Raw genomic sequence first — 25,749 nt, forward strand, 5'->3', positions numbered from 1 at the left:
TCTCGTTTCATTTCTTTGAATCCGTACGTATTCATGCGACGATTTCTTTCGCTGGCGACGATCACCAACGTCGTTTTCATTGGCTTTGGTTTGCTGGGTTGTCAGAGCGACCGCGACGTAGAGCCAACTTTTTCGGCCGACTGTCTGGTCAAAGCGTCAACGACCAACGGTCAGACGATTGCCGGTTCATACATTGTTACCTATCAGCCAACGCAAACCCTGCCGACGGCATCGGGTGCCCGGATGGCCGCCGTCGAAACGACTGCCGAACAACTGCTGACGAGCTATCAGGTGGCCGATCCGCAGGTCGATGTGCTCGGTGCGGGTGAGCAAACCAGCTTTTTGGCGCATTTATCCGCCGACGAATTAAACCGAGTCCGGCAAGACCCGGCGGTGGCCTCGGTCGAACCCGACCGGATCATGTCGATCTGCAATTGCGTGGATGTGCAAACGTCGTCAACGCTGCTCTGGAACATTCAGCAAACCGGCTATGGGCGGGGGGATGTCCAAACCGATAAAACCGTCTGGATCATTGATACGGGTATCGATCTAGACCACCCAGACCTGAATGTCGATCTAACCCGGAGCCGATCATTTGTGAGCGGCCAAACTTCAGCGGACGACGAGAACGGTCACGGTACGCACGTGGCCGGAATTATTGGGGCTAAAAACAACAACGTTGGGGTAACGGGTATCGCTTCGGGGGCGAAGCTGGTCGCATTACGGGTGTTGGACGACGAAGGTGAAGGGCGCTTGTCGGGCATTATCCAGGCGGTCAACTATGTGGTGCAGAATGGTAAAGAGGGTGATGTGGTGAACATGAGCCTCGGCGGAGAAGGAATATCCAACTCGCTGGAGCGGTCTATTCTCCAGGCGGCCAATGCGGGTATTCTGTTCGCGATTGCGGCTGGCAACGACGGCAAAAACAGCGATAGCTACTCGCCCGCACGGGTGAACCACGCCAACGTTTTTACCGTATCGGCGATGGACAAAAATAACAACTTTGCTTCGTTTTCTAATTTCGGTAGCAGCGTGGATGTCTGTGCGTACGGCGTTCGGATCACGTCGACGTACAAAGGCGGTAAATACGCTATTCTGAGCGGAACCTCAATGGCCGCACCCCACGTAGCCGGGTTGTTGTTTATCCGTGGAAACAAGCTGCCTACGCACGGCACTGTACAAGGTGATCCCGACGGTAAGCCCGATCCCATGGCGGGGGAATAAAGAACGGCTCGTAGCGTGTCGCCGTCGGGATGACAAAAAATAGAACAAAAATTGATCATCAATTCGTTGACTATCAATAAATAAAGGTCATTATTCACGTTAGTTAAATAAAGAGAGGACCCGAAGCACTTACTAGTGAGTGCTTCGGGTCCTCTTCTTTAGTGTATTATGCGATCGATTACTCGGCCACGACGATGACGGGAGCTACTACTTCCGGGTCGTTGTCTGCCGATGCTTTCTTCTGTTTCAACGCTTTCTTGGCTGCTTTCTTCAACGTAACGTCGTATAGATCCGTCCGGCGGTCTTTAAGCACCTGCACCGAGCCGTGTTCGTGAAGCTCCTTGAGCAGACTCAAATCAACGTCGGCAATAAGCACCATTTCCGTGTTGGCGGTTGCTTCGGCTTTGACCGCATTAGTCGGGAACTGAAAATCCGAGGGAGTAAACACCGCCGATTGGGCGTAGTTGATGTCCATGTTATGCACCTTCGGGAGATTGCCGACGCAGCCCGAAATGGCGACGTAGCATTCGTTTTCGATAGCCCGTGCCTGCGCGCAGTGGCGTACGCGTGAGTAACCATTCTGCGTATCGGTCAGGAAAGGGACGAACAGAATCTGCATGCCCTGCTGCGCCAGAATCCGACCCAGTTCAGGGAACTCAACATCGTAGCAGATCAGCATTCCGATCTTCCCACAATCCGTATCAAACGCCCGGATTTCGTAGCCGCCCACCATACCGTAGTGCTTCACTTCATTCGGCGTAATGTGAATCTTCCGGTACTCTTCCCAGGAGCCATCCCGGCGGCAGAGGTAAGCGACGTTGTAGAGCTTACCATCGTCGTCAACGAGCGGCATACTGCCGCCCACAATATTGACGTTGTAGGAAATCGCCAGTTCGCAAAGTTTTTCGCGCACCGGTTCGGTAAAGTCGGCGAGTTTCCGAATCGCTACCGGCTCTGGCAGATCGTTGAAATCGGCCATCAGCGGTGTATTGAAAAACTCCGGCAACACCATGAAATCGGCCCGGTAATCACTCACCGCATTCACGAAGAACTCGATCTGGTCGAGAAATGACGCCAGGTTTTTGAACAGACGCATCTGCCACTGAATGACGCCAAGCCGGATAATTGAGTCGGTATGCGGCTTTTTGTCTTTCTCAACAACGTAGTAGATATTGATCCATTCCAGCAGCGTTGCGTATTCCTTCGATTCCGAATCGCCGGGTAGGTAGCCGCGCAGCACCTTCCGAACGTGAAAATCGTTCGAGAGCTGGAACGTAAGCGTTGGGTCGTAAATTTCTTTTTGCTTTACCTTGGCGATGTACTCGCGGGGTGACAGTTCATCGGCGTATTTGCTGTAGTTTGGAATGCGACCACCCGCCAGAATCCCTTTTAAGTTCAGCTGCTCGCACAATTCCTTGCGGGCATCGTACAGCCGCCGACCCAGCCGCAAATCGCGGTAGTCGGGATGCACGAAGACTTCAATCCCGTAGAGGTAATCTCCGCCGTCGTTGTGCGTTTTAAACGAGTAGCCGCCTGTGATTTCGTAATAGGTGTGGTTGTCGCCGAACTGGTCGTACTTGACCCGGATAGCCAGCGCGCTGGCAACGACTTTACCGTCTACTTCTACGCAGAACTGACCTTCCGGAAAAATATTCAGCAGCTTGTTGATCGAACTTTTCGACCAGTAATCGCCACCGATACCACTGTACACTTCGATCATGGCCTCTTTGAGGTCATGGTAATCTTCTTTCTGTAAGGTTCTAACTTGTATATGCATAGGTGTTGACTGTTCCGGCGGAATTAACCTGATTTTTTAATAGACTGCCTAGGTTTTTCCTTGATAAACTAAAGCGGATAATTTTTGTCATCCCGACCGGTCCGCCGGTGCGGCAGGAGGGATGACAAAAAGGTATAGAAACGAAATTTTAGACCGTCTTTGATGGACAAAATAATGCTTGTGCTCGGCACTCGGTAGCGGACTGTATACCAGACCTGAAATCAACGTAAGCGTAATTCCAGATTCGTCATCATCTCGTCCGTTAAGTCGAGGTGGGTTACAAAACGGACCAAATGCTTGCCGAATGCTACACTACGAATCCCCTTCGCTTCTAATTGTGCAACATAATCGGTCGCTAAGAGGTTTGCCGACAGCTTAAAAATTACGATATTGGTGTCAATCGGTAAAATGCTCTCTACTTCAGGGACTTGTTCGAGCATGATGCCGATTTTACGGGCGCGGGCATGGTCGATTTTTAGTCGGTCGATGTGGTGATCGAGCGCGTAGATACCCGCTGCCGCCAGAAATCCGGCTTGCCGCCAGCCACCACCCATGAGCTTACGATACCGCCGGGCCTGACGGATCATGTCGGCCTTTCCGATCAACAGCGAACCGACCGGACAGCCTAATCCTTTCGATAGACAAATGCTGATCGAATCAAAAAGTTGGCCGTACGCTTCCGTGGGATCACCTGTTTCGACGAGCGCGTTGAACAGGCGAGCACCGTCGAGATGCAGGATCAAACCATGCTCGTCGCAGACTTGCCGGATGGCCGCAATTTCGGGAACGGTATAGTAGCAGCCTCCTCCTTTGTTGACCGTGTTTTCCAGCACCACCAGCCGGGATAACGGTTTGTGCGAATCGGCGGGGTTGTAAATGTATTCGCGGATCAGATCGGGGGTAAGTTTACCGCGTTCGCCCTGCGGCAGACTGGCCGACGCCAGCGCATTGACCGAAATACCACCGCCTTCGTACTGGTACACATGGGACAGGTAATCACAGATCACGTCGTCGCCGGGGCGGGTGTGCGTACGAATCGCCAATTGGTTGGTCATCGTGCCCGACGCGCAGAAAAGCGCGGCTTCCATACCGAACAAGGCGGCTGCTTTCGCTTCGAGGGCATTGACGGTCGGGTCGTCACCCAGCACATCGTCGCCTAGTTGAGCCGTAAACATAGCCTCGCGCATGGCGGGCGTCGGTTGCGTAATCGTGTCGCTTCGTAGGTCAATAATCATGTAAACAAAGGTCGCGCAGAATGGAATTGCGGGCAAACAAACGGCTCCTGTTTCGGCTTTTTTATATCTTAAGAGCCAAAATGGCTTATCTTCGAATGACTTCAAACGAATCAGATTTTTCTTCTCTCGATTTAGCTGCGCTTACGAGCGACATCTGCGCCATTGCCACCGATGCTGGGGCGTTTCTGCTTCAGGAGCGCAGCCGATTTCAGCGGGATGACATTGAGTACAAAGGACTCAACAACCTCGTTTCTTACGTCGATAAAGAAACCGAGAAGCAACTCGTTGCCCGGCTCAACCAGTTGCTACCCCAGGCTGGTTTCATCACGGAGGAAGGAACCACGGGGCAGGAAGCCGACCCGACCGCGCTCAACTGGATCATCGATCCGCTCGATGGTACCGCCAATTTTATCCATAATCTACCGGTGTTTTCGGTCAGCATCGGTCTGGCGCTGGGTAGCACGCCCATTGCTGGCGTGATCTACGACCCAAACAGAGCGGAGTGTTTTTCGGCCTGGCAGGGTGGGGGCGCGTATTGCAACGGCAGCAAGATTTCCGTTTCGCCCGCTACGCAACTGGGGGAAAGCCTGATCGCGACGGGTTTTCCGTACTACAGCTTCGATCAGATGCAAAAGTACCTGCAAATTCTGGAGACGCTAATGCAGCAAACGCACGGCCTGCGCCGGATGGGATCGGCGGCTATCGACCTGGCTTACGTAGCCTGCGGACGGTTTGAAGCTTTTTACGAATACAATCTCAACTCGTGGGATATGGCTGCGGGGGTATTGCTCGTGCAGGAAGCGGGTGGTGTGGTTACGGACTTTGAGGGGGGCGATGCGTTTCTGTTTCGAGGGGATGTTATAGCGGGTTCCGGTATGCATTCGGAGCTATTGCGCGTCATTCAGGACTATTGGCGGTAAAACGAGTTGTTTCTAAAAATCGTCAAATCAGCTTAGCAAATGCAGGATATCGATAGTCTCCGCTACCCCATCGGCCACTTTGCGCACGGGAGCGTATTTTCACCTGAAGAATTAAAAGGACAAATTAGGTCCATTGCCGAAATGCCCATCCGACTAACGGAACTAGTCGGGAAGTGGGGCGACGACCGGTTGGACACGCCCTACCGACCCGAAGGCTGGACCGTTCGGCAGGTGGTGCATCACGTTGCCGACAGCCATATCAACGCCTACGTCCGAACGAAGCTGGCACTTACGGAGGACAATCCAACCATTTCTCCCTACGAAGAAGGCGAATGGGCCAAACTACCCGATTACTCGCTTGAAATCGCTTCGTCGCTGGTTATTCTGAGAAATCTGCACCAGCGTTGGACAACTGTTCTCGAATCGCTCAGTGAGGACCAGCTAAACCGTACCTATTTTCACCCTGCCAGTCAGCGGTCGTTTCCTGTGTCGGAAGTGATCGGGATATATGCCTGGCATGGTGAGCATCATTATCAGCACATCTATCGGCTGGCCGCCCGGAACGGTTGGCTTCAAAACAACGTTGACTAATATATACAGCCAGTCAGACAGTGAATGACAAACGAATGTATTTCGGGTCTGACTGGCCATCAAGTAATCTAGCGAGCCATGCAGGAGTTGATTATTGTGCTGGTTTTTGTGCTTGCCTTAGGGTATTTAGGAAGCCGGGCTTACCAAAGCTTTTCCAAAAAAAAGGCGGGCTGTGGTAAGGGCTGTGGCTGCGCTACGGACGCGAAATCATCTCGCGTAAGTGCCGTCAAATGAATAAGTGTTTTCGGCTTTAACATTTTTGTTAGCTAATGGTTTGTTGTTGCAGTGAAAGCACAACGAATCATCGGACTATTTTTTATAGCAGCGGCCTTGATCGGTTCCGTGAGTTGCCATCGTGTCCGCCCAAAACCACCCGTAACCCAGGATTTCGAGCCTCCTATCCCGGAGCCCATTTCATACGTGGCGGGTGAGGTTACCTTCAAAATCAGGGATCTGGAGCAGAAGATCAACCAATCGCTTGGTGTTGTGCTCGTTCCCGAAGAAACGTTCGAAGGCAAAAAGGGGGAAGCCTGGCACCTTCGGGTCGAACGCACGGGTCCCGTTCGTATCCAGTATGCGAATCGGAAGGTGTCGTTTTCTGCGCCGTTGCGGGTGTGGTACACCAATCCAATTGGCATCAGTAAGAAACGCAAAAGACGCTCGCTCTGTGCGCTTTCCGTCAACTTCGTGAGTCCGCTCGACATTGCGTCAAACTGGCGCTTGAATACCCATTCCCGTTTTGAAAATTACCAGTGGATTGAACAGCCCACCGTGCGTTTGCTGGGCGTGAAAATTGGCGTGACCAAGCTAGCCGAAAGTATGCTCGACAAACGGAAAGCAGAAATCGAAGGCGCTATTGATCAGGCGGTTCACAATGAATTACGGCTGGATCGACACATCCGTAAGGTCTGGCGGGATATGCAAAAACCATTGCGAATCGCTAAAAAGCCCGAAGAAATCTGGATTGTTCCCAAGCCCTTCAGCATCGCAGCGGCTCCCGTCTTTGGGGACAAAAAGCGCATAACTGTACCGCTTCAAATCGCCTTTCGGGTTGAAACGAAGGTAGGAGCGATGCCCGTTGCTACCGAATTGGAGCGGCTGCCCCGCCTGCTGAGACGGGCTAAAACGCCGGAATCGTCGCGGTTGAAGGTGAGGGCGTTTATTCCGTTTAACGATGTTAACCGAGTCGTAGCCCGCGCGCTGACGGAGCAAAAGCTGGGCCTAGCGGGTGGAAAGGTCAAGATAAAAAACGCAACTGTTTATGGTGGAGGCCATTCGTTGATTCTAAAAACCGAAGTCACCGGAGCTGTCAACGGAACGTTGTATTTTCATGGTCAGCCGAGTTACGATACGTTGAGCAATACCTTGCAGATCAAAGATCTTGATTTTGATGTAGATACGAAAGAACGGCTGTTCGCTACGGCTGACTGGCTACTCCATGATCACCTCCGCGATACCCTCCAGTCGGTGATGGTCATACCCCTGCGCCACCAGATTGCGGGTATTCCCGAAAAGATTGAAACGGCCTTTGCCCGTGGGGGAGCCGGAAAAAAAACGGCCCTCGACATCGACGCATTCCGGCTGGTGCCCGAGCGGGTAGTTGTCCGGCCCGACGGGGTTCAGGTGTTAATCAAGGTGGAGTCGAAGGTAGCCGTCAGCGTAAAGAAAATATAACGGATTGGTCAAGGTTTCCAGCGCCACAGATACCGGCAGGCGGTAGTTCGGTAGGGCCGCCAGGCATCGGCAATCTGGTGCAGTGCGTTATATAACGTTTTTCCGGTAAGTCCGTTCGTTTGCTCCGGGTAGGCCAGGATCATCCGCTGGCGAATAACCAGATCATCAATCGGGAAAACGTCGGGCCGATCCAGCACAAACATCAGGAGCATTTCGACGGTCCACCGGCCCACCCCCTTGATGGGAATGAGGTACTGCACAATCGCTTCGTCAGTCATCGGATCAAGGTGCGCCCGGTCGATGGGGTTAACCAGCGAAAACTCCGCGACACTTTGCAGGTACTTGATCTTTTGACCGGACAGACCCGCGCTGCGTAATTCCTCGGTTGTTTTCAAAAGCAAATCACGGGCGTGTGGGTAACCATCCGAGAACAAAAGCCGAAAGCGGGTAAAAATAGCGTCAGCCGCTTTCACCGAGATTTGTTGCGAAACAATGCTTTCGAGCAGGGCCAGATAAACGTCATCGGCGTAATCATTAAAAACTTTGGGATCGGGCGTTTCGGCCATCAGCCGGGCTATAACCGGGTCTTGCGCCAGGTGGTCGAGAGCCGCTGCTGAATCGGGGGTAATGGGCATGAATTGGTTTTGATGACGCTTACCAAAACTCGTCTTAGCGGGAATGGTAGCGGCTGGTTTGCTGTACCAACCGCAGGGGTACAAATTTGTTTCTGCTTAGTTCCGGTCTGCCACTTTGATGATCGCCACTTTATCGGTACGTCCGGCAGGTACAGTCAACTGTCCATTCGCCAGGGTGGTCTGCCCGATTGATTTTCCCGTTAGCGCATCCATCCAGGCAACCTGATACGATCCTTTCGGCAAATTAAGCGTTAGATCATACGGCTTTGCGGACATTGATTCGTAATAAAGTATCCATTGGGTGCGTCCGTCGCTCAACGTCTGCGTCATAGCTCCCGGCGAAGCGGTGACGAGTGCATGATCGGGACGGAGCTGGACAAACGGCAGCTTGTCGAAAAAATCTTTCAGTACCTTGAACTGAGCGCGTAACGCAGGACTTCCGCCACCCGGTGCTTTATAGGTGGTATCCTGACCCATTTCGGAGCCTACCGAATAAGAGTAGTCGAGCTGGTTGAACAAACCTCCGCCTGCCATCAGGAATCGCCACGCTTGCCGCCGAAAGGTGGAGTCGGCGCGTCCGGCAAAACCCGTTTCGTTGAAGCCAATGACTTTACCTAAGTGGTAATTTTCAGTAACCGCAATGGGCAGCGCGTAGTGAAACGTAAAAATAGATACGTTCGGGTCGGCGTCGGCAACGGGGTAATGAAAGTTGCTGATATCCTGCGAGATCAGGTGCTTGTTGGTTAGTTGCCGTTCTTCGTCTTTAATCCAGCGAGCTACCTGTCGCTGCCAGTCGTTAGATCGTTGGGAAACAACCTGAAGCGTTGATCGCCAGTCGTTATCCGGTCCGTACTCGTTGCTGCGCAGCACAATATCGGTCTGATTGGCCCAGGGTTCGTTCTGGATTTCAAAGTAGATGTTCGGAAAGCGATTCAGGGTGCGGACAATCCGTCGAACGTAGCGCTCCTGATACCCCAGAATACTACCGTTTTGCAGTGTATTGACCAGCGAAGCGGCTACACTGTCGGTCTGGTTGACGTTGTTTTTCGGATTGAACGCGCTGTAATTCCACCCATCGGCGTAATGAGCGGAGAATAGATTCACCTCCACGATAACACCGTGCTTTTGGGCTTCGGCCACAAAGTCGGCCAGACGGGCAAAATACGCATCATCCCACTGCGTCAGGTCGAATCGGTTGCCGCCGAGCGCGTAGCCGGTCGTGTTAGGGCTTCTCTGCCAGGGCAACAGGAGCCGACCTTCGGCGGGGGCCAGGGTATTTTTCATAATGCCAAAATCGCCCAACTTTTCGACGTAAGCTCCCGTAAACAAACGGGTCGTGTTCATGCCGTCACCAGCCGTAGCACGCAGGTACGCTTTATAGTCGAAATCGAGATTGATTACGGAACCATAATGCTCGCCCGACCCGACCAGGATCATGGGTTTGTTTTGATAGGCGAAATAGTGCGGGTTTTGAGGATGTAATTGAAATGTGCCGCTCGTCTGCGCCAGGATTTTCGTTGTCAGCAACAGTAACCAGGCAGTAGAAAGTGTGCGTAGTCTTGTCATGGATGGCCAGGAATGAAAAGCGGATAAACAACAAGGCCGCTTTAGCTACCCAAAGCGGCCGGAATGCGGTTTCTAACGCTTTCTCTCCTAGCATGATCGGCTAACATGCGACTTAAGGCTACCAAATTCCTTTTACGTTGTCGAGGTATTTTTGACCAGAGCCGGTATTGAGCAATACAATGTGTTCTTCCGGATGGAGCCAACCCTGCTGAATCAGTTGCTTTGCCGCAGCCCAGATGGCCCCCCCTTCGGGAGCAACAAAGATTCCTTCGTAACGACCCAACTCCCGAACGCCTTCCAGCATCTGTTCTTCCGAGACCGCTAGGGCTGTACCGCCGGACTCCTGCAACACCTGTAGCATCAGCGGCTCACCGATGGGGCGGGGAACAGCCAGTCCGTTCGCCAGCGTAGGTTGACCGACGTACTGTTTACTGTTCGCCTGCCGACCCCAAAACGTATCGACAACGGGACGGCAGTTTTCCGCCTGTACCGCCACGAGCCGGGGGAGTGGCTGGTCGGGCGTGAGCCAGCCGAGTTGTTTCATTTCGGTAAACGCTTTCCAGATACCGATCAAACCGGTTCCCCCGCCGGTAGGATACATGATCACGTCGGGTAATTGCCAGTCTAGTTGCTCCGCAATTTCGTAGCCCATCGTTTTTTTGCCTTCCAGCCGGTACGGTTCTTTTAGCGTCGAAACGTCGAAGTAGTCACCGTTGCGGTTCATCTCCTGGACCTTAGCCGCACAATCGTTGATTAATCCGTCGATCAGCACAACGGTAGCGCCGTACGCCATACATTCTTCCCGGAAGGCTTCCGGCGTGTGGCGAGGCATAACAACTACGGCTTCCAGACCCGCCCGCGCGCAGTAGGCCGCCATCGCGACACCCGCATTACCCGCCGTTGGGACAATACAGGCTTTCTCGCCATTTTCCTTTGCCTTCGATACCGCCAGACTTAATCCACGGGCTTTGAACGATCCGGTTGGGTTAAGTCCTTCGTCTTTCAACGTAAGCTGTTGCAGTGAATACCGCTCGGCCAATCGGGGCAGCGAAAAAAGAGGAGTGAAGCCTTCACCTAAGGTAACCCGGTTTTCAGGCTCTATGACCGGTAGTATCTCGGCGTAGCGCCAGAGCGATTTGTCACGATGGATCAATGCTGATTTGGCGAAGCCCGCTTCGAGATCATACCGACTCAATAGCGGGGCGTGGCAGCAGACCGACAGCGTTTGCCGAACAAACGGCGAATAGGCTTGCCCGCAGTTTGAGCACTGTAAGGACTGAATTAATGATGAAGTGGCGGTTGTAGTCATGGTTGTCAACTTTGAAGCAAGTTGACAGTCTAGAGAACCCGGCGCAAACGATGTTTTGGAATGGGTTATTCCAGTAGTGAATAATAACGCCGGACGAAGCGGATAAAGGCGTTGACCAGCGGATTATTTTCGGTGCCTTTGCGTTGAATAAAGTAGAACGTCCGTTCGATGGTCAGGTTTTCGATGGGCACTTCCACCAGTTCGCCCGCAGCCAGTTCTTTCAGGATGGCCCGCTTCGGCAAAAAAGCCAGACAGGTATCCGCCAGGACAAAGTTTTTCAGCGCTTCCGTACCGCCAAGCCGAATAAGAATCCGTAGATCAGCGGGGCGGATGCCGTTTTTTTGCAGCGTATCTTCTACCACGGCCAGGGTGCCGGACCCTTGCTCGCGAACGGCTAAAGGTACGTGCGGAATATCGGTCACGGACAATGTCTTGTCGCGGAGAGGACTATTGCGGGAGCATACCGCCAACACCTGATCGGTGATGAAGGGCGTGTACGTCAATGTGTTAACCTGCGTTAAGCTTTCGACAATGCCAACGTCAATTTCGTGGTCGAGCAGGGCTTTCTGGATATTACTCGAATTGCGGTTCAGGACCTGAATCTGCATGTTGGCATGTTGCCGCAGGTAGGACGAAAGAACCGTTGGCAACACGTAAAGCGTAATGGTCGTGCTCGAACCTACCGCCAATCGGGTCGTGGGCAGAAAGCTGGCGTTGAGGTGGTGTAATTGCTCGTGTAGCTCCGTTTTTAGCTGAATCGCTTCGAGCCCTTTCTGGTACAATAGCTCCCCAGCCTGGGTCAGGCTGATGGTGTTGCCGTGCCGCTCGAACAAAGCGGTTTTGTAGAAAGCTTCTAGCGCCTTAATGTGCTTGCTGATGGCCGACTGGCTCAGAAACAAAATCTGGCCCGCTTTGGTAAAGCTGAGCAGCCGGGCGACTTCCAGAAAAATTTCGTGTTGTAACGAGAGCATAGCGGACAAAGCTTACCGCAAAAAACAACGCTGTACGGGTTAAAAACAAGGCAAGCCTACAGTTCCTACTGTGACAACCTATCGGGGTTGACTGTTGATGATTTTATCCGGCCCAACGGCTTCAATATCGGGTGGTCCGGCGGGGTAATACCGGAACGAGCTTTTTTCGATCAGGTACGGATACGGTTTAAACGTAATCCAGCGCAGGGGCCACTTGCGGAGCCACAGCGCCCCCTGGGCCAAACCGGTAAACCAGTCGGGTGGCCGCTGGTACCCAAAGGCAAGCCGTAGCTTTTCCGGAATCAGGGCCGAAAAGGTAGGCTGTACCAGTGGGTGCAGAAAGCGCGGAAACCAGCCCTGTACGATTTTGACGGTAGCGTCGGCGATGCGTTGGTTGCTTTCGGTATACCGGAAATACTTCGCTTCGTAGGCATCAACAAAGGCTTGCAAGTCCGCTATCGTATCGGGTAGCTCGCTCAGGTTCATCCGACGACCTACTTCCCGAAAGAAATAGAAAAATGCGAGCTCTTCCGAATTGGTTAGCTTTCGCCAACCGTACTGATTCAGCCAGTCAATCGGGTAAAAGACAAACGTAGCCAGCACGAACAGGTAATCGGCGTTATCGATTCGGTAATGGCTGTGAATCAGGTTCATGTGCGCAATGGCCCGCTGTCCTTTATCGCTGTCGTACCCTGACTCCATAAACTGCCCAATCAGGCGACTCGTGTCGTCGTACCGTTTCTGCCCGTGCCGCTCAAACTCACCCGTGCGAGCCAGCAAGCCCGACACCCGCGGACTGGCGTAGGTGTGAAACAAGGCCAGTTCGAGCGCGCGGGTGATGTCAAACGGAAATTCATAGGCCGTCAGCAGATGAACCATGCGCTGATGATCCCGGACAGGATCGAGCGTTTGGAGCTCACACCCAACGGCTGGATTACGGAATAAACCAAAGCGTTTGCTGTAAACGGCTGGCATTGGTTTTAGAAGGATTAGTGATGAATAGCTGTCTCTGTCCAGCAAACACAGAAACGCCGGGACAGGTGCCCATGCGGGCCAGATGAGCTGACGTTTCTGTGTCTGGTAGCACAAACGACTTTTGATCAGCCAACGGGTGGCGGGTTGATTTGCGACGAAACCGAGCGTTGGTGCCAATACGGATAAATGGGATCGCGATGGCTGGCTGCGTCGAGCCTGGCTACCTGCTCTTTGGTCAACTGCCAGCCTACTGCGCCCAGATTTTGTTTGAGCTGTTCTTCCGTTCGCGCACCGATAACGAGCGTTGAAACGGTAGGGCGCTGCAAAACCCAGTTCAGGGCTACCTGCGGAACGGTTTTGCCCGTTTCGGCCGCAATTTCGTTCAGCGTATCGATAATGCCATAAAACAGATCGTCGGGAATGGGTGGGCCTTCGCCACCGCCCTGCGCAATCCGGGCGTCTTCCGGCATGGGTTGATCCCGGCGATACTTACCACTCAGTCGCCCCGCCGATAGTGGACTCCAGACTAGCGTGCCTACGTTCTGATCGATACCCAGCGGCATCAGTTCCCACTCAAATTCCCGGCTGACGAGTGAATAATACGCCTGATGGCCTACGTAGCGCGCCCAGCCGTACTTTTCTGAAACTGCCAGTGACTTCATCAGGTGCCAGCCCGAAAAATTCGAACAGGCGATATAGCGCACTTTGCCACTTTGCACCAGACCGTCGAGCGTACGCAGCGTTTCGTCAACCGGCGTAAGCGCATCAAAGCCGTGCATGTGGTAAATGTCGATGTGATCCGTATTCAACCGTCGGAGACTATCTTCGCAGGCTTTGGTCAGGTGATAGCGCGACGAGCCCATATCGTTCGTGTCGGCGCTCATCGGAAAGGTCGCTTTGGTCGAAATAATGACCTGATCGCGCTTTCCTTCCAAAGCTTTTCCCAGAATCTCTTCCGACATCCCGTTCGAATAAACGTTCGACGTATCGAACAGATTGACCCCGGCGTCAAGACAAAGGCCTATCATGCGACGGGCCTCGTCAACCTGCGTGCTGCCCCAGGCTTTGAAAAATGGGTTTCCGCCCCCGAAGGTGCCCGTGCCAAAACTTAAAACAGGGACGCGCAATCCCGAAGCGCCTAACTGCCTGTATTCCATAATTGACGTTGATTAATGCGCGTACGCGCCAAAGATAATTGGCTAGACCATTCAAGACGGATGTATGGCTGCATTCTCAGTGCAACGTTTTTTATCCAGATCTTGTGTCCTAATTTGCACAACCTTTTATGCTAAGGTAAAACAGGTAAATACATCATCGAAAATACGCTAGGTTATTTTGTCCTGCCGCACCAGCGGACCGGTCAGCAGGACAAAAACGCAGTCATAAAATGCTCTAAACTATTACTGCTTTAGTACTTAATTAGCCAGCGGGCGGATCAAACCGCACAAACGACTATGCCCGAAACACAACCCAATAACCCGTTACACGGCAAAACGCTCGAAGCCATTCTCAACGAATTGGTAGCTTTCTATGGTTGGAAGCGTCTGGGTGACCAGGTTCCTATTCGCTGTTTTACCGACAACCCAAGCATTAAATCAAGCCTTACGTTTCTGCGCAAAACGCATTGGGCCAGGCAGAAAGTTGAAGATCTTTACCTGAACATGAGACGATAGTACAGTCAGACGAATGCAAAAAAGAAGGTATATGAAGCGGTACGTACTTTTTTTTGGACTATTGCTGACCGGTTTAACTCCGGGCAGAAGTCAGTCCTCGAAACAGGACCCAGACTTTCCACCGGAGCTTGTCTCGTTTACCCCTTACAAGGGCAACCCGGTTTTTTCGGGCACGGGGACGAACACGTGGGATCAAAAAATTCGCGAGCGGGGGTACATTCTGCACGAAGCCGATGGCTATCATCTGTGGTATACGGGCTACGAAGAGGGCGACGATAAAACCAGGTATCTGGGGTACGCAACCTCATCGGATGGGCTGAACTGGACGCGCTACAAAAACAATCCTGTCTTAAAGACCAGTTGGGTTGAGGATTTGACGGTGGTAAAACACGAGGGAACGTATTATATGTTCGCCGAGGGTAAGGACGACATTGCGCATCTACTAACGTCAACCGACCGCATCAACTGGCAGGAGAAGGGACCGCTCGACATTCGCTTAACGAACGGTCAGCCGATCAGCAAAGGTCCTTACGGAACGCCGACGGTCTGGAAAGGACCGCATATGTGGTACCTTTTTTACGAGCGCAAAGACCAGGCGGTATGGCTGGCTACGTCGGACGATCTGAAGCTGTGGACGAACGTACAGGACGAGCCCGTACTCACGAAAGGTCCGGACGACTACGACCAACACGCCATTGCGATGAATCAAATCATTCACTATAAAGGGCTTTATTACGCGTATTACCACGCATCGGCGTTTGCGGATTGGCGTGAATGGACGACTAATGTAGCGGTGTCGAAAGACCTGATCAACTGGAAAAAATACGCAGGAAACCCTATTGTTGGCGGCAACAAATCGAGTGGTATTCTGGTCAACGACGGGCGACGTTACCGACTCTACACCATGCATCCGGCTGTAAACGTCTTTCTGCCCAAATGAGCTAAAACGATGATGCTGTGGTGTCAGGTTCTTAAACCTGACACCACAGTAAATAACTGCCTTACTTACTTTTTCGTGAAGTAAAGTACTTCGGTGCTGGCGTCTTCTTTGGGACCCGTATAAAGCCGGAGCTGCCCATTCTGATCAAACTCGAAGTAGGTTGCTTTGCCCAGATTAGCGTAATAGTCATTCTCCGCCTGCATAGTCTCTGGTGATCCACCGATCTTGGTCGAATAGATGCCTTGGGCGGAAACGATCAGGCCCTTTGTTTCATCGAGTAGAAAAGAGCCGCCGTAGTAATTGACGAAGCTCCGGCCACCTACCGTCAGATTGTCGTCGGACTCTTTTTTTAACACTAGCGTTGTTCGGCTTTGCAGCGTAGGCGGTAGCGGTTGATTCTTGTAATTAGTCAGTACCCACTCGCCCGCCAGTGAGCCAAAGCTTGCCCGCATAGCCTGTACTGTGGAGGATGACGCTGCGTCAACGGGGTCAACATCACGGGTTGTGTTGCAATTTGACAAACCCAGTCCGACGAGTGCTGCCAGTGACAACCGTCGTGTTGCTTTTAGTAGAGTCATAGTCGTTTCGGTTTAGTGAATTACTATGGTTACCCTACTAAGGAGTGTACAAAAGCCAAATCGGTTGTAAACGAGTAGCGAAAAAGTAGCCTGTTGTTCCCGTGCTGTTTCAATAAGTGGCCCGGCCACCGGAAAGATCGAAGATAAATCCCGTGCTAAAACTGGCTTCTTCGGAAACAACCCAGGCCGCCAGGGACGCTACTTCTTCGACCGTGCCCAATCGTTTCATGGGAATCTTAGCGGTCATATACGCCAGTTGTTCGGGGGCGGTATTCGCGTTCATCGCCGTTTGAATAACCGCCGGAGCCAGCCCGTTTACGGTGATGCCTGTTTCGGCGTATTCTTTCCCGACACCTTTGACCAGCCCGATCAGTCCGGCTTTCATCGATGAATAACCAACCATCAGCGGATTCCCTTCTTTCCCGGCAATAGACACCATGTGAAGAATACGCCCGTAGTTATACGGCTCCATCGCCTTAATGACATACTTTGTCATCAGGAAAGCACCCCGCAGATTGACGTTGTAAATGGCGTCATAATCCGTCACGGTGTACTCGGCGATTTTTGTATTCGTTGGCCCGACGATGCCCGCCGAGTTAATCATGATGTGGAGTTGTCCAAACGTACCGTGGACGGTTTGAATGGCTTGGGCCACGGCATCTTCCTGGGTAATGTCAACAACCTGACCGCTTACCTTATAGCCCTGGCCGACGAATTGGGCCACAGTGCGTTCCAGCAGGTCTTTATTTTTATCGAACAGAACGACAGTGGCTCCTTCCGAAGCCAGTCGTTCGGCAATTCCTTTTCCAATGCCTTCAGCACCACCCGTAATCAGGGCCAGTTGATTCGTAAACCGATTAGACATAACATACACGTAGATTCGCTATGACCAAAAGCGAGTTGGCGCTGCGTCTACTGCTTGAGTGCGGTCATAACATCCGGTCGTAAGAAGGTCGTGGTAAAGTTTGTGGCAACAATGGAAGTATTTCTTGGCAACAATGGACTTTATATATATGACATTTGTTAGTATCGAAGACAAGTGTTTTTGAACTGGAAAAGTCAATTGATTGCATGGTTAAGCCTGCTTACTATACGTTACTGCTCGGTGCCGGCCTGGTCTGTTTGTTAAGCTTTCGGTCTAAATTCGGACAGCTGCTAGGTGATGAGCCATCGCCCGTGCGCACGCCGACGGAGGAACTGGCTACGTTTAAGCTGGAGCCGGGCCTGAAAATTCAGCTTGTGGCCGCCGAACCAATGGTGCAGTCGCCCGTTGTAATGACGTTCGATGAAGACGGACGACTATGGGTCGTGGAGATGCGCGGTTTTATGCCCACCATCGACGGTGAAGGTGAGGAAAAGCCGGTTGGCCGTATATCGGTGCTGGAAGATACCAATGGCGATGGCCAGATGGATGTCAGCACGGTTTACCTCGATAGCCTGATCATGCCCAGAGCGATGGCCTTGGTGCCGGGTGGTGTGCTGGTCGTTGAAAATCAGGCGCTGTGGATGACCAGCGACGCAAACGGTGACCTCAAAGCAGATACCAAAACACTGATTGATAAAGAATATGCTGGCAACGGTTTGCCGGAACATGCACCAAACGGACTCTGGCGGAGCATGGACAACTGGTATTATAACGCCAAATCCCGCTTCCGGTATCGACTGACGGACGGCAAATGGCAACGCGATTCGACGGAGTTTCGGGGGCAGTGGGGGATCAGTCACGACGACAAAGGTCGCCTATATTACAACTACAACTGGTCGCAGCTACACGCCGATCTGGTCCCGCCCAACTACTTGTCGCGCAACAAAAACCATACGCCAACGACGGGTATCGATTACGGACTGACGCTTGATCGTCGGGTTTATCCGATCCGGGCTACCCCCGCCGTCAATCGTGGGTATATACCCGGAACACTAAACAAAGAAGGGCGATTGCAGGAGTTCACGGCAGCCTGCTCCCCACTTTTCTACCGGGGTAAAGCTCTGCCAACCGCTTATTACGGCAATGTATTCGTTTGCGAACCGGCCGGAAATCTGGTCAAACGCAACAGTGTGGAAGAAAAAGGGCTGTTGATCAACGCGCACGACCCGCATCCGGGCACCGAGTTTCTGGCGTCGACGGACGAGCGGTTTCGTCCCGTTCATCTGGCTAGCGGACCCGATGGTGCCTTGTATATAGCCGATATGTACCGGGGCCTGATTCAGCATTCAGCCTACATAACGCCCTATCTGAAAGAGCAGACGTTAGAGCGGCATCTGCTTCAACCGCTCTCCGCCGGACGTATCTGGCGCATTGTCCCCGAAAACTGGACCGCTTCCAAGCCAACGAAATTAACAAAAGCTTCCCCGGACGAATTAGTAGCGCAACTGTCGAACCCCGACGGTTGGTACCGGGATATGGCGCAACGGCTGTTGGTCGAACGTAACGACAAAAGCATCGAGAAAGCGCTTACTGCTGTTGCTTTGAAAGGAGAGAACAAGTTTGGGCGTTTTCATGCCCTGTGGACGCTGGATGGTTTGTCGTTGAGCAAGCCGGATGTGCTCTTTCAACTGGTTGCCGATCACGACCCGCTCGTTAGCACTGCGGCACTGCGCCTGATGGAACCCTTCGCAAAAAACGATAAAGCAATTGGGCAAAAACTTGGGAAGCAGCTGTTGGGCCAGTGGCAGAAAGCGTCCGTCGAGCAGGTCTTGCAGATGGCGTTGTCGGCCAGCGTTCTCGATCAGAAAGATGCTCAGTCATTGCTGGCGGGTATTGTAGAACGACACGGAGAAACGGCCCTAATCCGTGATGCCGTAATGAGCAGTCTGCAAAATAAAGAATATGCGTTCCTGCAAAGTTTACTCAAATCACCCCAGTGGCAGGGCCAAACCCCGTCAAAGGAAATCTTTCTGGAAATGCTGACTACCGCCATTGTTCGGAAGCGGAATACCGCAGAACTAACGGCGCTGCTTACCCGACTCAGTACAAACAAAGCCGCGCTTGGGTGGCAGGACAAAACCATCCTGACCGGTATGTCGATAGCGGGTACGGCAAAGAAAATGAAACCGGTGAAACTAGCCGCAGCACCCGGAATTTTAACGACATCGAACAGCCCTGTTGACCCGGCAAGGCTGGCTGCTCTATCGTCGATGTTTGAATGGCCCGGTCATGTCGCGGCTAAGGCCGTCGCCGTAAAAAAGAGCCTGCTCAGCGAGGATGACCAAAAACAATTCGCGCTTGGACGCCAGCACTACCTCAGCACCTGCGCGGGTTGTCACGGAACCGACGGGGCCGGTCTAAACCGGTTTGCTCCCCCGCTCATCGGCTCCGACTGGGTGCTGGGCGACGAAAAACGGCTGGCTCTGATTATTCTGCATGGTATGGAAGGGCCGGTAAAAGTAGCCGGGAAAACGTACGACGCTCCGGCTATACTGCCGGTGATGCCCGCTCATTCGACAATGGACGATGGCGCGATCACGGCGATCCTGACCTACATCCGCAACGAGTGGGGAAATCAGGCCGGGGCAGTGGGTAAACGCGTGGTGGGCATGACCCGCGTTACGTCGCAGGGACGGGTTGTTCCTTGGACGGCTAACGAGCTGAATAAATACATGCTCGAAGCAAATGCCGCGAGTGCCAAATAACCAGACTACTAGCTCAGTTGTATGCCGATGGACAGACGCGTGTTTCTGCAAAAAGCAGGTATGGGAGCGATGGCTCTTTCGTTGCCGCAATTACCCGATGGTGCCAAAACGACGGGAATGGGCATTGTGGTGCATTCGTACGGCATGCGGTGGAACTCAAAAACGCCGAGTAGTGCTTACCCCGGCTTTACTAACGCGCTCGACTTGCTAGATCACTGCCACCAGATCGGGGCGGGGGGGGCGCAGGTTGTCGTGAGTGACTGGACCGCCGACTTTGCCAAACAGGTTCGGGCTAAGCGTGATAAACTCGGTCTGTACCTGGAAGGCTCCATTGGTTTACCCAAAAAAGCAGAGGATGTTCCTAAATTTGAGCGCGAGGTTGTCAATGCCAAAGACGCTGGGGCTCAGGTGTTACGTACCGTCTGCTCGTCGGGCCGACGTTATGAAACGTACCATTCTGGGGAGGCTTTTCAGGAGTTAAAAAAGAATGCCCTCGCTTCATTACGACTGGCCGAACCTGTGCTTCAAAAGCATAAGGTCAAGCTGGGCGTCGAGAATCACAAAGACTGGCGAGCGCCTGAGCTAGCAGCTATTCTTCAACAAATCGGCAGTGAATGGGTAGGGGTGACGCTTGATTTTGGCAATAGCATTGCCTTGCTGGAAGATCCGATGGACGTGATCAAGACACTTGTTCCGTTCGTATTCACAACGCACGTTAAAGACATGGCCGTTGAGGAATACGCCGATGGCTTTCTGCTTTCCGAAGTGCCGTTGGGAACGGGTATTTTAGACATACCGGCTATCATTGCCCTGTGCAAAAAACACAATCCAGCCGTTACGTTCAACCTGGAAATGATCACGCGCGATCCGCTCGAAATCCCCTGTCTGACCGACGGTTACTGGGCCACCTTTGCCGATGTACCGGGCGCTGATCTGGCCCGAACGCTTCGCATGGTTCGTCAGTATAAAGCCAAAGCTGCGTTGCCAAGAATATCACAACTATCCGCCGATAACCGGCTGGCTGCCGAAGAAGAAAACATCCTGGCTTGCCTGTCGTACAGCAAAAACCAGATCGAGCTTAAATAAACGATTTTACTGGCTTGACTGATGAGCTGGTGACAGCATCTATCTCCGAAACAACTAAACTTTTTAGATGAGTAACGAAGCACTACCCGGAATTAAACAGTTTGACTTAACGGGTAAATCCGCCATCATTACGGGTGGGTCAAAAGGACTTGGGCTGGCAATGGCCGCCGGATTAGCCTCGGCGGGAGCCAGCGTAATGCTGGTCAATCGCAATGCGGAAGAAGGAGCCGCAGCCGCCGACCAAATCGCTCGTCATTTTGGAGCCAGGGCCCTTTCCTACAGTGCCGACATCACAGACATCGGGCAAACGGAAGCGATGGCGAAAGCTGCCTACGACGCGTTCGGACGGATCGACATACTCATCAACAGTGCGGGTATCAACATCCGGGGAGCCATCGACGACGTATCGCCCGACGATTTCAATAAAGTCATGCAGATCAATGTCAATGGTACCTGGCTGTGTTGCAGAGCGGTTACGCCGTACATGAAAGAGCAAAAACGGGGCAGCATCATCAATCTGGCCAGTACACTCGGCCTGGTCGGACTGGCAAACCGGACACCCTATACGGCCAGCAAAGGAGCCGTGGTGCAGATGACCCGCGCGCTGGCTATTGAATTGGCGCCGTTTGCTATCAACGTCAACGCCATCTGTCCGGGACCATTTTTAACGGAGATGAACATCCCCATTGCCCATACCGACGAAGCGAAAAATTTTGTGGTAGGTGCTACCGTCCTGGGCCGCTGGGGTGAACTGCGTGAGATTCAGGGAGCGGCTATCTTCCTGGCCAGCGATGCCGCCAGCTACATGGTTGGCTCGATGCTGACTGTCGATGGCGGCTGGACCGCAAAGTAGTGTATGTTCAGGATTAAAGCGCAGTATATAATCCTGAACACTCAGTTTCCTAAACCAATCCTTTACTGAATGGAACCGCTAAACGAAGCCTCGCCGAGTGGTAACTCACCAAGTGGCAATTTCTCCGGAGGAACGCTGCCAGCACGAAGCGGCCTGAAAACGCGGGCTCGGTACGGAATGCTGGCGCTCGTTTTCGTCAACGTGGTGATCAATTACTTGGATCGCACCAATCTGGCGGTAGCGGCTTCGGCGCTGAGCAAAGAATTACAGCTAGGGCCACAGGAATTAGGGTATATCTTTTCAGCGTTTGGATGGTCCTATGCCTTGTTGCAAATTCCGGGCGGACTGATCGCCGACCGGGTTGCTCCGCGTGTTCTATACGCGTTTTGTCTTATTACCTGGTCTTTAGCAACGCTTTGTCAGGCATTTGTTCGGGGATTTGCCAGTTTGTTTTCGCTTCGGTTGGCGACGGGTGCGTTCGAAGCACCTTCGTATCCGATCAACAACCGGGTAGTGACCAGCTGGTTTCCTGATCATGAACGGGCGTCGGCTATTTCGCTGTACGTTTCCGGGCAATTCATTGGCCTGGCCTTTCTGACCCCCGTTTTGGTGACGGTTCAGTACTATGCGGGCTGGAAAGGCTTGTTTATCGGTACGGGGCTGGTCGGTATCGTTTGGGGGCTGGTCTGGTACCTGTTCTACCGTGATCCGCTGGATCACAAGACCGTCAATCAGGCTGAGCTGGACTACATCGAAGAGGGAGGAGGGTTAATCAGTAGGAAACAGGCAGGACCAGCGCAAGCATCCGCCTGGAGCTGGCACAATGTCAAACAGGTCTTTTCGAGCCGAACCTTGTGGGGCGTGTACATCGGGCAGTTTGCCGTCAATGCTACGCTCTGGTTTTTTCTGACCTGGTTTCCAACCTATCTGGTGCAATATCGTGGTCTTGATTTTATCAAATCGGGTTATCTGGCTTCTGTACCGTTTCTGGCGGCTTGCGCCGGTTTGCTGCTGTCGGGCTTTGTGTCCGACTATCTGGTGAAGACCGGGACGTCGGTGAGCGTGGCGCGTAAGACACCCATTATTGCCGGGCTTTTGCTATCTGTCAGCATCATTGGTGCTAATTATACGAACGATACGACCATGATCATTTTCTTTATGGCGCTGGCTTTTTTTGGTTCGGGCATGGCCCTAATCTCATGGGTGTTTGTATCGATTCTGTCACCGAAACACCTGATTGGCTTAACCGGTGGCGTGTTTAATTTTATGGGTAACCTGGCGTCTATTGTCGTACCTATCGTAATCGGCTACCTGGCGAAGGAGGGAAATTTTAACCCGGCGCTCGTTTTTATCGGTACGTTAGGATTCGTTGGCGCTTGCTCGTACATATTTTTGGTTGGAAAAGCCGAGCGGGTTGTAATCCGAGAAAAATAACCTGGACGAATTAAGCACAAGAGGTTGACGTACTATAAGTAGCGGATCAATTGACACATCATCAAGGCTTTTTGTATTCTGTCTGCTTCGTGTTGGTCACTATGTCAACGAAGTGAATCGGTAATCAATTGATTAGTAGCGTCTAATCTTCATTAATACGTCAGGCTATTTTTTGACGACATCCTATTATGGGCTTTTACAATTCGTAGTAGAAGGGTGTCAATTCACAACGTTCTTAAGCTAGTTGGCACAAAAGTCGGTTGAACCGCTCCCCGTTCAGCGCCAATTTTGATCTGTCAATGATTGCTGATCAAGTCAGCTCAAAACCCGACAGATACACGGCTTATGAACCAGTTTACCTTAACCAATCGTACACTTGGTGCTATTGGTCTTCTGGGGGCTCACTACATGTTGATTGCTCCACTGCTCCCGATGCGCTATCCTGCTCTAGCGCAATCTGCTTTTGACGGCCTGGTCGGTTTATTTTTTATGCTTACCTGGATGGGCAGCTTAGTTGGCCTGATACGTTTGAATGCAACGGGCAACTCTTCCTTCGGTTACTTCATGATTCGGCTCAACTTGCTAACACTGGCCATTGCCAACATCTGGAACATTTACCAGGCTCTTGATCCTAATGCCAATACCGTTTTATACAGGATTCTGGATGCGTTCTGGCCTATTTGCATGGTCGTCATGCTCCTGGTAGGAATTATAGTAGTTCGAGCAGGGACCTTGCGCGGATGGCGACGCTATGTGCCGCTGGCTGTGGGGATGTGGCTTCCCCTGACGGCATTGGTAGGCAAACTGATGGGATCGGCCTTGGTTCACATGGATGCTGTTGCTGATAACGGTACGTTATACATCCTATTAATTTCTGGGGCATATGCTTCCATCTGCTGGAGTTTACTGGCTTATCTGGTCTGGACAACACCCCAACCGCAGCCCATTAGCCAAATGTAAGCTATTCTAGTATAAGCGAACCTGTATCTTAGGACGATCGATGTATTAACCGCTTCCGTAGAAGACGCTTGATCAATGAGCGAATGAACACTTTCGCCCGCTCAATTCACGTATTCAATGGGCTTTCGTAATTTCTATTCGCTCACGGGTGATTGCTCTATACGTAGAATTATCCAGTCGAGCTTTTTTCTAGAAAGAACACAAAGGAAAATAAAAAAGCCCCAAATTCAGTGGATTTAGGGCTTTTGGTAGGAAGTAGCGGGCTCGAACCGCTGACCTCTGCTCTGTCAAAGCAGCGCTCTGAACCAACTGAGCTAACCTCCTTTGCTGAACGAAAGCGTTGCTGCCTCCTTGATCGTGGTGCAAACTTACGAAAGTTCTGCATTCTCCACACGCAGACCGTAAATTTTTTGTGAAGGAATACGCCACAGCAGCATAAAACCGATAATAAATAAGACCAGCAAGGCTAAAATGCTGTTACGCATGTTGCCCGTTAATTGCTCGATCAGGCCGTATAAAAGCGTACCAAGCACGATCGATGCTTTTTCCGTTACGTCGTAAAAACTAAAGTACGAAGCCGTATCGGTACTCGCCGGAATCAGCTTGGAATAGGTCGAACGCGACAGCGACTGAATACCACCCATCACCAGACCCACAACGGCGGCTAAACCAAAAAACTGCGATTCGGTCTGCACAAAATAGGCGCAGGCGCAGACAACAATCCATATGGTAACGGCAATCATAAGCGCATAGGTGTTGCCCAGCCGTCCGGAGAGCCACGAAAAGCCGTAAGCGCCGGGAATAGCGACTAACTGAATCAAAAGAATTGTAACAATCAGGCTCTGACCGGGGAGTTTGAGTTCGTCGCTGCCGAAGATCGTCGCCACGTACATCACCGTCTGGACGCCCATGCTATAGATAAAAAAGGCGACCAAAAACCGTTTGGCTAGCGGCTGTTCCTGTAATTCCGTCCAGACGTGTCGCAGTTCTTTAAAGCCATTCAGCAGGTAATTGCCAGCCTGTTTCACTTTCTTCGTTCCGTCGGGCAGGCGGCTGAACGGGATCTGAGCAAAGCCAATCCACCATAGACCCACCGTCAGAAAAGCGATACGGGAGGCCAGTCCTTCGGAGATGTTACCGAACCAGTCACGTTTGAGAATGACAACCAGGTTGATGACCATCAGGATTACGCTGCCGATGTAACCCATCGAAAAGCCCCGCGCGCTCACCCGGTCAAACTGATCTTCGGTGGCAATGTCGGGCAGATAGGAATTGTAAAACACAATGCTACCGCTCCAACCGATCAAACTTAGCCAGAAACAGATCACGGCGAAGGTGGTCGTTTCCTTGGTAAAGAAATACAACAAACTGCAACTGATGGCTCCCGTATAGCAAAACACCTTCATGAATGTTTTCTTACGACCGCTGTAATCCGCAATGGCGGAGCAGACCGGCGACAGCAGCGCCGTGAACAGGAAAGCCGCTGAGATGGTGTAGGAAAACAGGACCGAGTTTTTGATGGATAAGCCGAGGAAATTAATAACCGGCCCACCGGTTTCATTTAAGGCGGTGGCTGAAAAATACACCGGAAATATGCTGGACACGATGACCAGCGAATGCACCGAGTTCGCCCAGTCGTAAAGGGTCCAGGCGGTCAGAATACGGGGAACGTTCTTCATTTCTCAACGAGTGATCGGGCAAATTAGCAAATGAATGGG

General features: G+C 52.2%; 23 protein-coding genes and 1 tRNA gene. 12 read left to right on the forward strand and 12 right to left on the reverse strand.

Annotated elements, in window-relative coordinates; genetic code table 11:
- Positions 1 to 33 precede the first annotated feature (33 nt).
- Positions 34 to 1,224, forward strand: a complete 1,191-nt coding sequence (locus M0L20_RS17790; RefSeq protein ID WP_248478334.1) for a S8 family peptidase — start codon at positions 34 to 36, stop codon at positions 1,222 to 1,224.
- A gap of 178 nt (positions 1,225 to 1,402) precedes the next feature.
- Here the strand turns inward: M0L20_RS17790 and M0L20_RS17795 are convergent, their stop codons facing one another.
- A complete protein-coding gene (locus tag M0L20_RS17795; protein WP_248478335.1) occupies positions 1,403 to 3,001 on the reverse strand; it encodes a carbon-nitrogen hydrolase family protein in 1,599 nt (532 codons plus the stop codon).
- Between the two features lie 221 nt (positions 3,002 to 3,222).
- Complete coding sequence (locus M0L20_RS17800; RefSeq protein ID WP_248478337.1) at positions 3,223 to 4,236, reverse strand: threonine aldolase family protein; 1,014 nt, start codon at positions 4,234 to 4,236, stop codon at positions 3,223 to 3,225.
- 95 nt (positions 4,237 to 4,331) lie between these two features.
- Here M0L20_RS17800 and M0L20_RS17805 point away from each other — a divergent pair, with 95 nt between their 5' ends.
- The 4 genes from M0L20_RS17805 to M0L20_RS17820 all read left to right on the forward strand — a co-directional run bounded on the left by M0L20_RS17805 (position 4,332) and on the right by M0L20_RS17820 (position 7,421).
- Entirely contained in the window at positions 4,332 to 5,156 is an 825-nt protein-coding gene (locus M0L20_RS17805; RefSeq protein WP_248478338.1) for an inositol monophosphatase family protein, read from the forward strand.
- A gap of 39 nt (positions 5,157 to 5,195) precedes the next feature.
- Entirely contained in the window at positions 5,196 to 5,747 is a 552-nt protein-coding gene (locus tag M0L20_RS17810; RefSeq protein ID WP_248478339.1) for a YfiT family bacillithiol transferase, read from the forward strand.
- A gap of 78 nt (positions 5,748 to 5,825) precedes the next feature.
- Positions 5,826 to 5,981 carry a FeoB-associated Cys-rich membrane protein gene (locus M0L20_RS17815; protein ID WP_232562294.1) on the forward strand — a complete coding sequence of 52 codons (156 nt, stop codon included), beginning with the start codon at positions 5,826 to 5,828 and terminating at the stop codon, positions 5,979 to 5,981.
- Between the two features lie 51 nt (positions 5,982 to 6,032).
- Positions 6,033 to 7,421 carry a DUF4403 family protein gene (locus M0L20_RS17820; protein WP_232562295.1) on the forward strand — a complete coding sequence of 463 codons (1,389 nt, stop codon included), beginning with the start codon at positions 6,033 to 6,035 and terminating at the stop codon, positions 7,419 to 7,421.
- A gap of 8 nt (positions 7,422 to 7,429) precedes the next feature.
- On the opposite strand, the gene M0L20_RS17825 is transcribed toward M0L20_RS17820, so the two are convergent.
- The 6 genes from M0L20_RS17825 to M0L20_RS17850 form a co-directional block, all read right to left on the reverse strand.
- On the reverse strand, positions 7,430 to 8,056 hold the full coding sequence (locus M0L20_RS17825) for a DNA-3-methyladenine glycosylase family protein (protein WP_262923958.1): 627 nt from the start codon (positions 8,054 to 8,056) through the stop codon (positions 7,430 to 7,432).
- Positions 8,057 to 8,152: 96 nt separating this feature from the next.
- Positions 8,153 to 9,622: a cellulase family glycosylhydrolase gene (locus tag M0L20_RS17830; protein ID WP_248478340.1), complete on the reverse strand. Its 1,470-nt coding sequence runs from the start codon at positions 9,620 to 9,622 to the stop codon at positions 8,153 to 8,155.
- Positions 9,623 to 9,740: 118 nt separating this feature from the next.
- Positions 9,741 to 10,931: a threonine synthase gene (locus tag M0L20_RS17835; protein ID WP_248478341.1), complete on the reverse strand. Its 1,191-nt coding sequence runs from the start codon at positions 10,929 to 10,931 to the stop codon at positions 9,741 to 9,743.
- A 65-nt stretch (positions 10,932 to 10,996) separates the two neighbouring features.
- Entirely contained in the window at positions 10,997 to 11,902 is a 906-nt protein-coding gene (locus M0L20_RS17840) for a LysR family transcriptional regulator (RefSeq protein WP_248478342.1), read from the reverse strand.
- Between the two features lie 78 nt (positions 11,903 to 11,980).
- Positions 11,981 to 12,877 carry an oxygenase MpaB family protein gene (locus M0L20_RS17845; RefSeq protein ID WP_248478343.1) on the reverse strand — a complete coding sequence of 299 codons (897 nt, stop codon included), beginning with the start codon at positions 12,875 to 12,877 and terminating at the stop codon, positions 11,981 to 11,983.
- 125 nt (positions 12,878 to 13,002) lie between these two features.
- Positions 13,003 to 14,034, reverse strand: coding sequence for an aldo/keto reductase (locus M0L20_RS17850; RefSeq protein WP_248478344.1), 1,032 nt, complete (start codon positions 14,032 to 14,034; stop codon positions 13,003 to 13,005).
- Between the two features lie 297 nt (positions 14,035 to 14,331).
- Here M0L20_RS17850 and M0L20_RS17855 point away from each other — a divergent pair, with 297 nt between their 5' ends.
- Both M0L20_RS17855 and M0L20_RS17860 read left to right on the forward strand, forming a co-directional pair.
- Positions 14,332 to 14,550, forward strand: a complete 219-nt coding sequence (locus M0L20_RS17855) for a VF530 family protein (RefSeq protein WP_248478346.1) — start codon at positions 14,332 to 14,334, stop codon at positions 14,548 to 14,550.
- Positions 14,551 to 14,581: 31 nt separating this feature from the next.
- The gene (locus M0L20_RS17860) at positions 14,582 to 15,490 is read left to right on the forward strand and encodes a glycoside hydrolase family protein (protein ID WP_248478348.1); all 909 of its coding nucleotides are present in this window, start codon (positions 14,582 to 14,584) and stop codon (positions 15,488 to 15,490) included.
- A gap of 65 nt (positions 15,491 to 15,555) precedes the next feature.
- Here the strand turns inward: M0L20_RS17860 and M0L20_RS17865 are convergent, their stop codons facing one another.
- Complete coding sequence (locus M0L20_RS17865; protein ID WP_248478350.1) at positions 15,556 to 16,068, reverse strand: META domain-containing protein; 513 nt, start codon at positions 16,066 to 16,068, stop codon at positions 15,556 to 15,558.
- 109 nt (positions 16,069 to 16,177) lie between these two features.
- Entirely contained in the window at positions 16,178 to 16,933 is a 756-nt protein-coding gene (locus M0L20_RS17870; RefSeq protein ID WP_248478351.1) for an SDR family NAD(P)-dependent oxidoreductase, read from the reverse strand.
- Positions 16,934 to 17,139: 206 nt separating this feature from the next.
- On the opposite strand from M0L20_RS17870, the gene M0L20_RS17875 reads away from it, so the two are divergent.
- The 5 genes from M0L20_RS17875 to M0L20_RS17895 all read left to right on the forward strand — a co-directional run bounded on the left by M0L20_RS17875 (position 17,140) and on the right by M0L20_RS17895 (position 24,031).
- Positions 17,140 to 19,698, forward strand: coding sequence for a DUF7133 domain-containing protein (locus M0L20_RS17875; RefSeq protein WP_248478352.1), 2,559 nt, complete (start codon positions 17,140 to 17,142; stop codon positions 19,696 to 19,698).
- A 27-nt stretch (positions 19,699 to 19,725) separates the two neighbouring features.
- On the forward strand, positions 19,726 to 20,784 hold the full coding sequence (locus M0L20_RS17880; protein ID WP_248478353.1) for a sugar phosphate isomerase/epimerase family protein: 1,059 nt from the start codon (positions 19,726 to 19,728) through the stop codon (positions 20,782 to 20,784).
- A gap of 67 nt (positions 20,785 to 20,851) precedes the next feature.
- The gene (locus M0L20_RS17885; RefSeq protein WP_232562307.1) at positions 20,852 to 21,637 is read left to right on the forward strand and encodes an SDR family NAD(P)-dependent oxidoreductase; all 786 of its coding nucleotides are present in this window, start codon (positions 20,852 to 20,854) and stop codon (positions 21,635 to 21,637) included.
- A gap of 177 nt (positions 21,638 to 21,814) precedes the next feature.
- Positions 21,815 to 23,071: an MFS transporter gene (locus M0L20_RS17890; protein WP_248479138.1), complete on the forward strand. Its 1,257-nt coding sequence runs from the start codon at positions 21,815 to 21,817 to the stop codon at positions 23,069 to 23,071.
- Positions 23,072 to 23,416: 345 nt separating this feature from the next.
- Positions 23,417 to 24,031: a hypothetical protein gene (locus M0L20_RS17895; RefSeq protein ID WP_248478354.1), complete on the forward strand. Its 615-nt coding sequence runs from the start codon at positions 23,417 to 23,419 to the stop codon at positions 24,029 to 24,031.
- 246 nt (positions 24,032 to 24,277) lie between these two features.
- On the opposite strand, the gene M0L20_RS17900 is transcribed toward M0L20_RS17895, so the two are convergent.
- Positions 24,278 to 24,355: transfer RNA gene (locus M0L20_RS17900), tRNA-Val, on the reverse strand.
- A gap of 44 nt (positions 24,356 to 24,399) precedes the next feature.
- Positions 24,400 to 25,710 (reverse strand): MFS transporter, encoded by a 1,311-nt coding sequence (locus M0L20_RS17905; RefSeq protein WP_248478355.1) that lies wholly within the window; start codon positions 25,708 to 25,710, stop codon positions 24,400 to 24,402.
- Positions 25,711 to 25,749: the final 39 nt, after the last annotated feature.

The organism is Spirosoma liriopis (genome assembly GCF_023196085.1).
GTDB classification, from domain to species: domain Bacteria; phylum Bacteroidota; class Bacteroidia; order Cytophagales; family Spirosomataceae; genus Spirosoma; species Spirosoma oryzicola.

Bases quoted from the DNA above. Each gene is read 5' to 3' on its own strand.
- M0L20_RS17895 (WP_248478354.1), top strand. From the start codon at position 23,417: ATGAACCAGTTTACCTTAACCAATCGTACACTTGGTGCTATTGGTCTT.
- M0L20_RS17905 (WP_248478355.1), bottom strand. From the start codon at position 25,710: ATGAAGAACGTTCCCCGTATTCTGACCGCCTGGACCCTTTACGACTGG.
- M0L20_RS17835 (WP_248478341.1), bottom strand. From the start codon at position 10,931: ATGACTACAACCGCCACTTCATCATTAATTCAGTCCTTACAGTGCTCA.
- M0L20_RS17815 (WP_232562294.1), top strand. From the start codon at position 5,826: ATGCAGGAGTTGATTATTGTGCTGGTTTTTGTGCTTGCCTTAGGGTAT.
- M0L20_RS17880 (WP_248478353.1), top strand. From the start codon at position 19,726: ATGGACAGACGCGTGTTTCTGCAAAAAGCAGGTATGGGAGCGATGGCT.
- M0L20_RS17830 (WP_248478340.1), bottom strand. From the start codon at position 9,622: ATGACAAGACTACGCACACTTTCTACTGCCTGGTTACTGTTGCTGACA.
- M0L20_RS17840 (WP_248478342.1), bottom strand. From the start codon at position 11,902: ATGCTCTCGTTACAACACGAAATTTTTCTGGAAGTCGCCCGGCTGCTC.
- M0L20_RS17790 (WP_248478334.1), top strand. From the start codon at position 34: ATGCGACGATTTCTTTCGCTGGCGACGATCACCAACGTCGTTTTCATT.
- M0L20_RS17890 (WP_248479138.1), top strand. From the start codon at position 21,815: ATGCTGGCGCTCGTTTTCGTCAACGTGGTGATCAATTACTTGGATCGC.
- M0L20_RS17885 (WP_232562307.1), top strand. From the start codon at position 20,852: ATGAGTAACGAAGCACTACCCGGAATTAAACAGTTTGACTTAACGGGT.
- M0L20_RS17810 (WP_248478339.1), top strand. From the start codon at position 5,196: ATGCAGGATATCGATAGTCTCCGCTACCCCATCGGCCACTTTGCGCAC.
- M0L20_RS17865 (WP_248478350.1), bottom strand. From the start codon at position 16,068: ATGACTCTACTAAAAGCAACACGACGGTTGTCACTGGCAGCACTCGTC.
- M0L20_RS17870 (WP_248478351.1), bottom strand. From the start codon at position 16,933: ATGTCTAATCGGTTTACGAATCAACTGGCCCTGATTACGGGTGGTGCT.
- M0L20_RS17875 (WP_248478352.1), top strand. From the start codon at position 17,140: ATGGTTAAGCCTGCTTACTATACGTTACTGCTCGGTGCCGGCCTGGTC.
- M0L20_RS17855 (WP_248478346.1), top strand. From the start codon at position 14,332: ATGCCCGAAACACAACCCAATAACCCGTTACACGGCAAAACGCTCGAA.
- M0L20_RS17795 (WP_248478335.1), bottom strand. From the start codon at position 3,001: ATGCATATACAAGTTAGAACCTTACAGAAAGAAGATTACCATGACCTC.
- M0L20_RS17845 (WP_248478343.1), bottom strand. From the start codon at position 12,877: ATGCCAGCCGTTTACAGCAAACGCTTTGGTTTATTCCGTAATCCAGCC.
- M0L20_RS17805 (WP_248478338.1), top strand. From the start codon at position 4,332: ATGACTTCAAACGAATCAGATTTTTCTTCTCTCGATTTAGCTGCGCTT.
- M0L20_RS17825 (WP_262923958.1), bottom strand. From the start codon at position 8,056: ATGCCCATTACCCCCGATTCAGCAGCGGCTCTCGACCACCTGGCGCAA.
- M0L20_RS17800 (WP_248478337.1), bottom strand. From the start codon at position 4,236: ATGATTATTGACCTACGAAGCGACACGATTACGCAACCGACGCCCGCC.
- M0L20_RS17860 (WP_248478348.1), top strand. From the start codon at position 14,582: ATGAAGCGGTACGTACTTTTTTTTGGACTATTGCTGACCGGTTTAACT.
- M0L20_RS17850 (WP_248478344.1), bottom strand. From the start codon at position 14,034: ATGGAATACAGGCAGTTAGGCGCTTCGGGATTGCGCGTCCCTGTTTTA.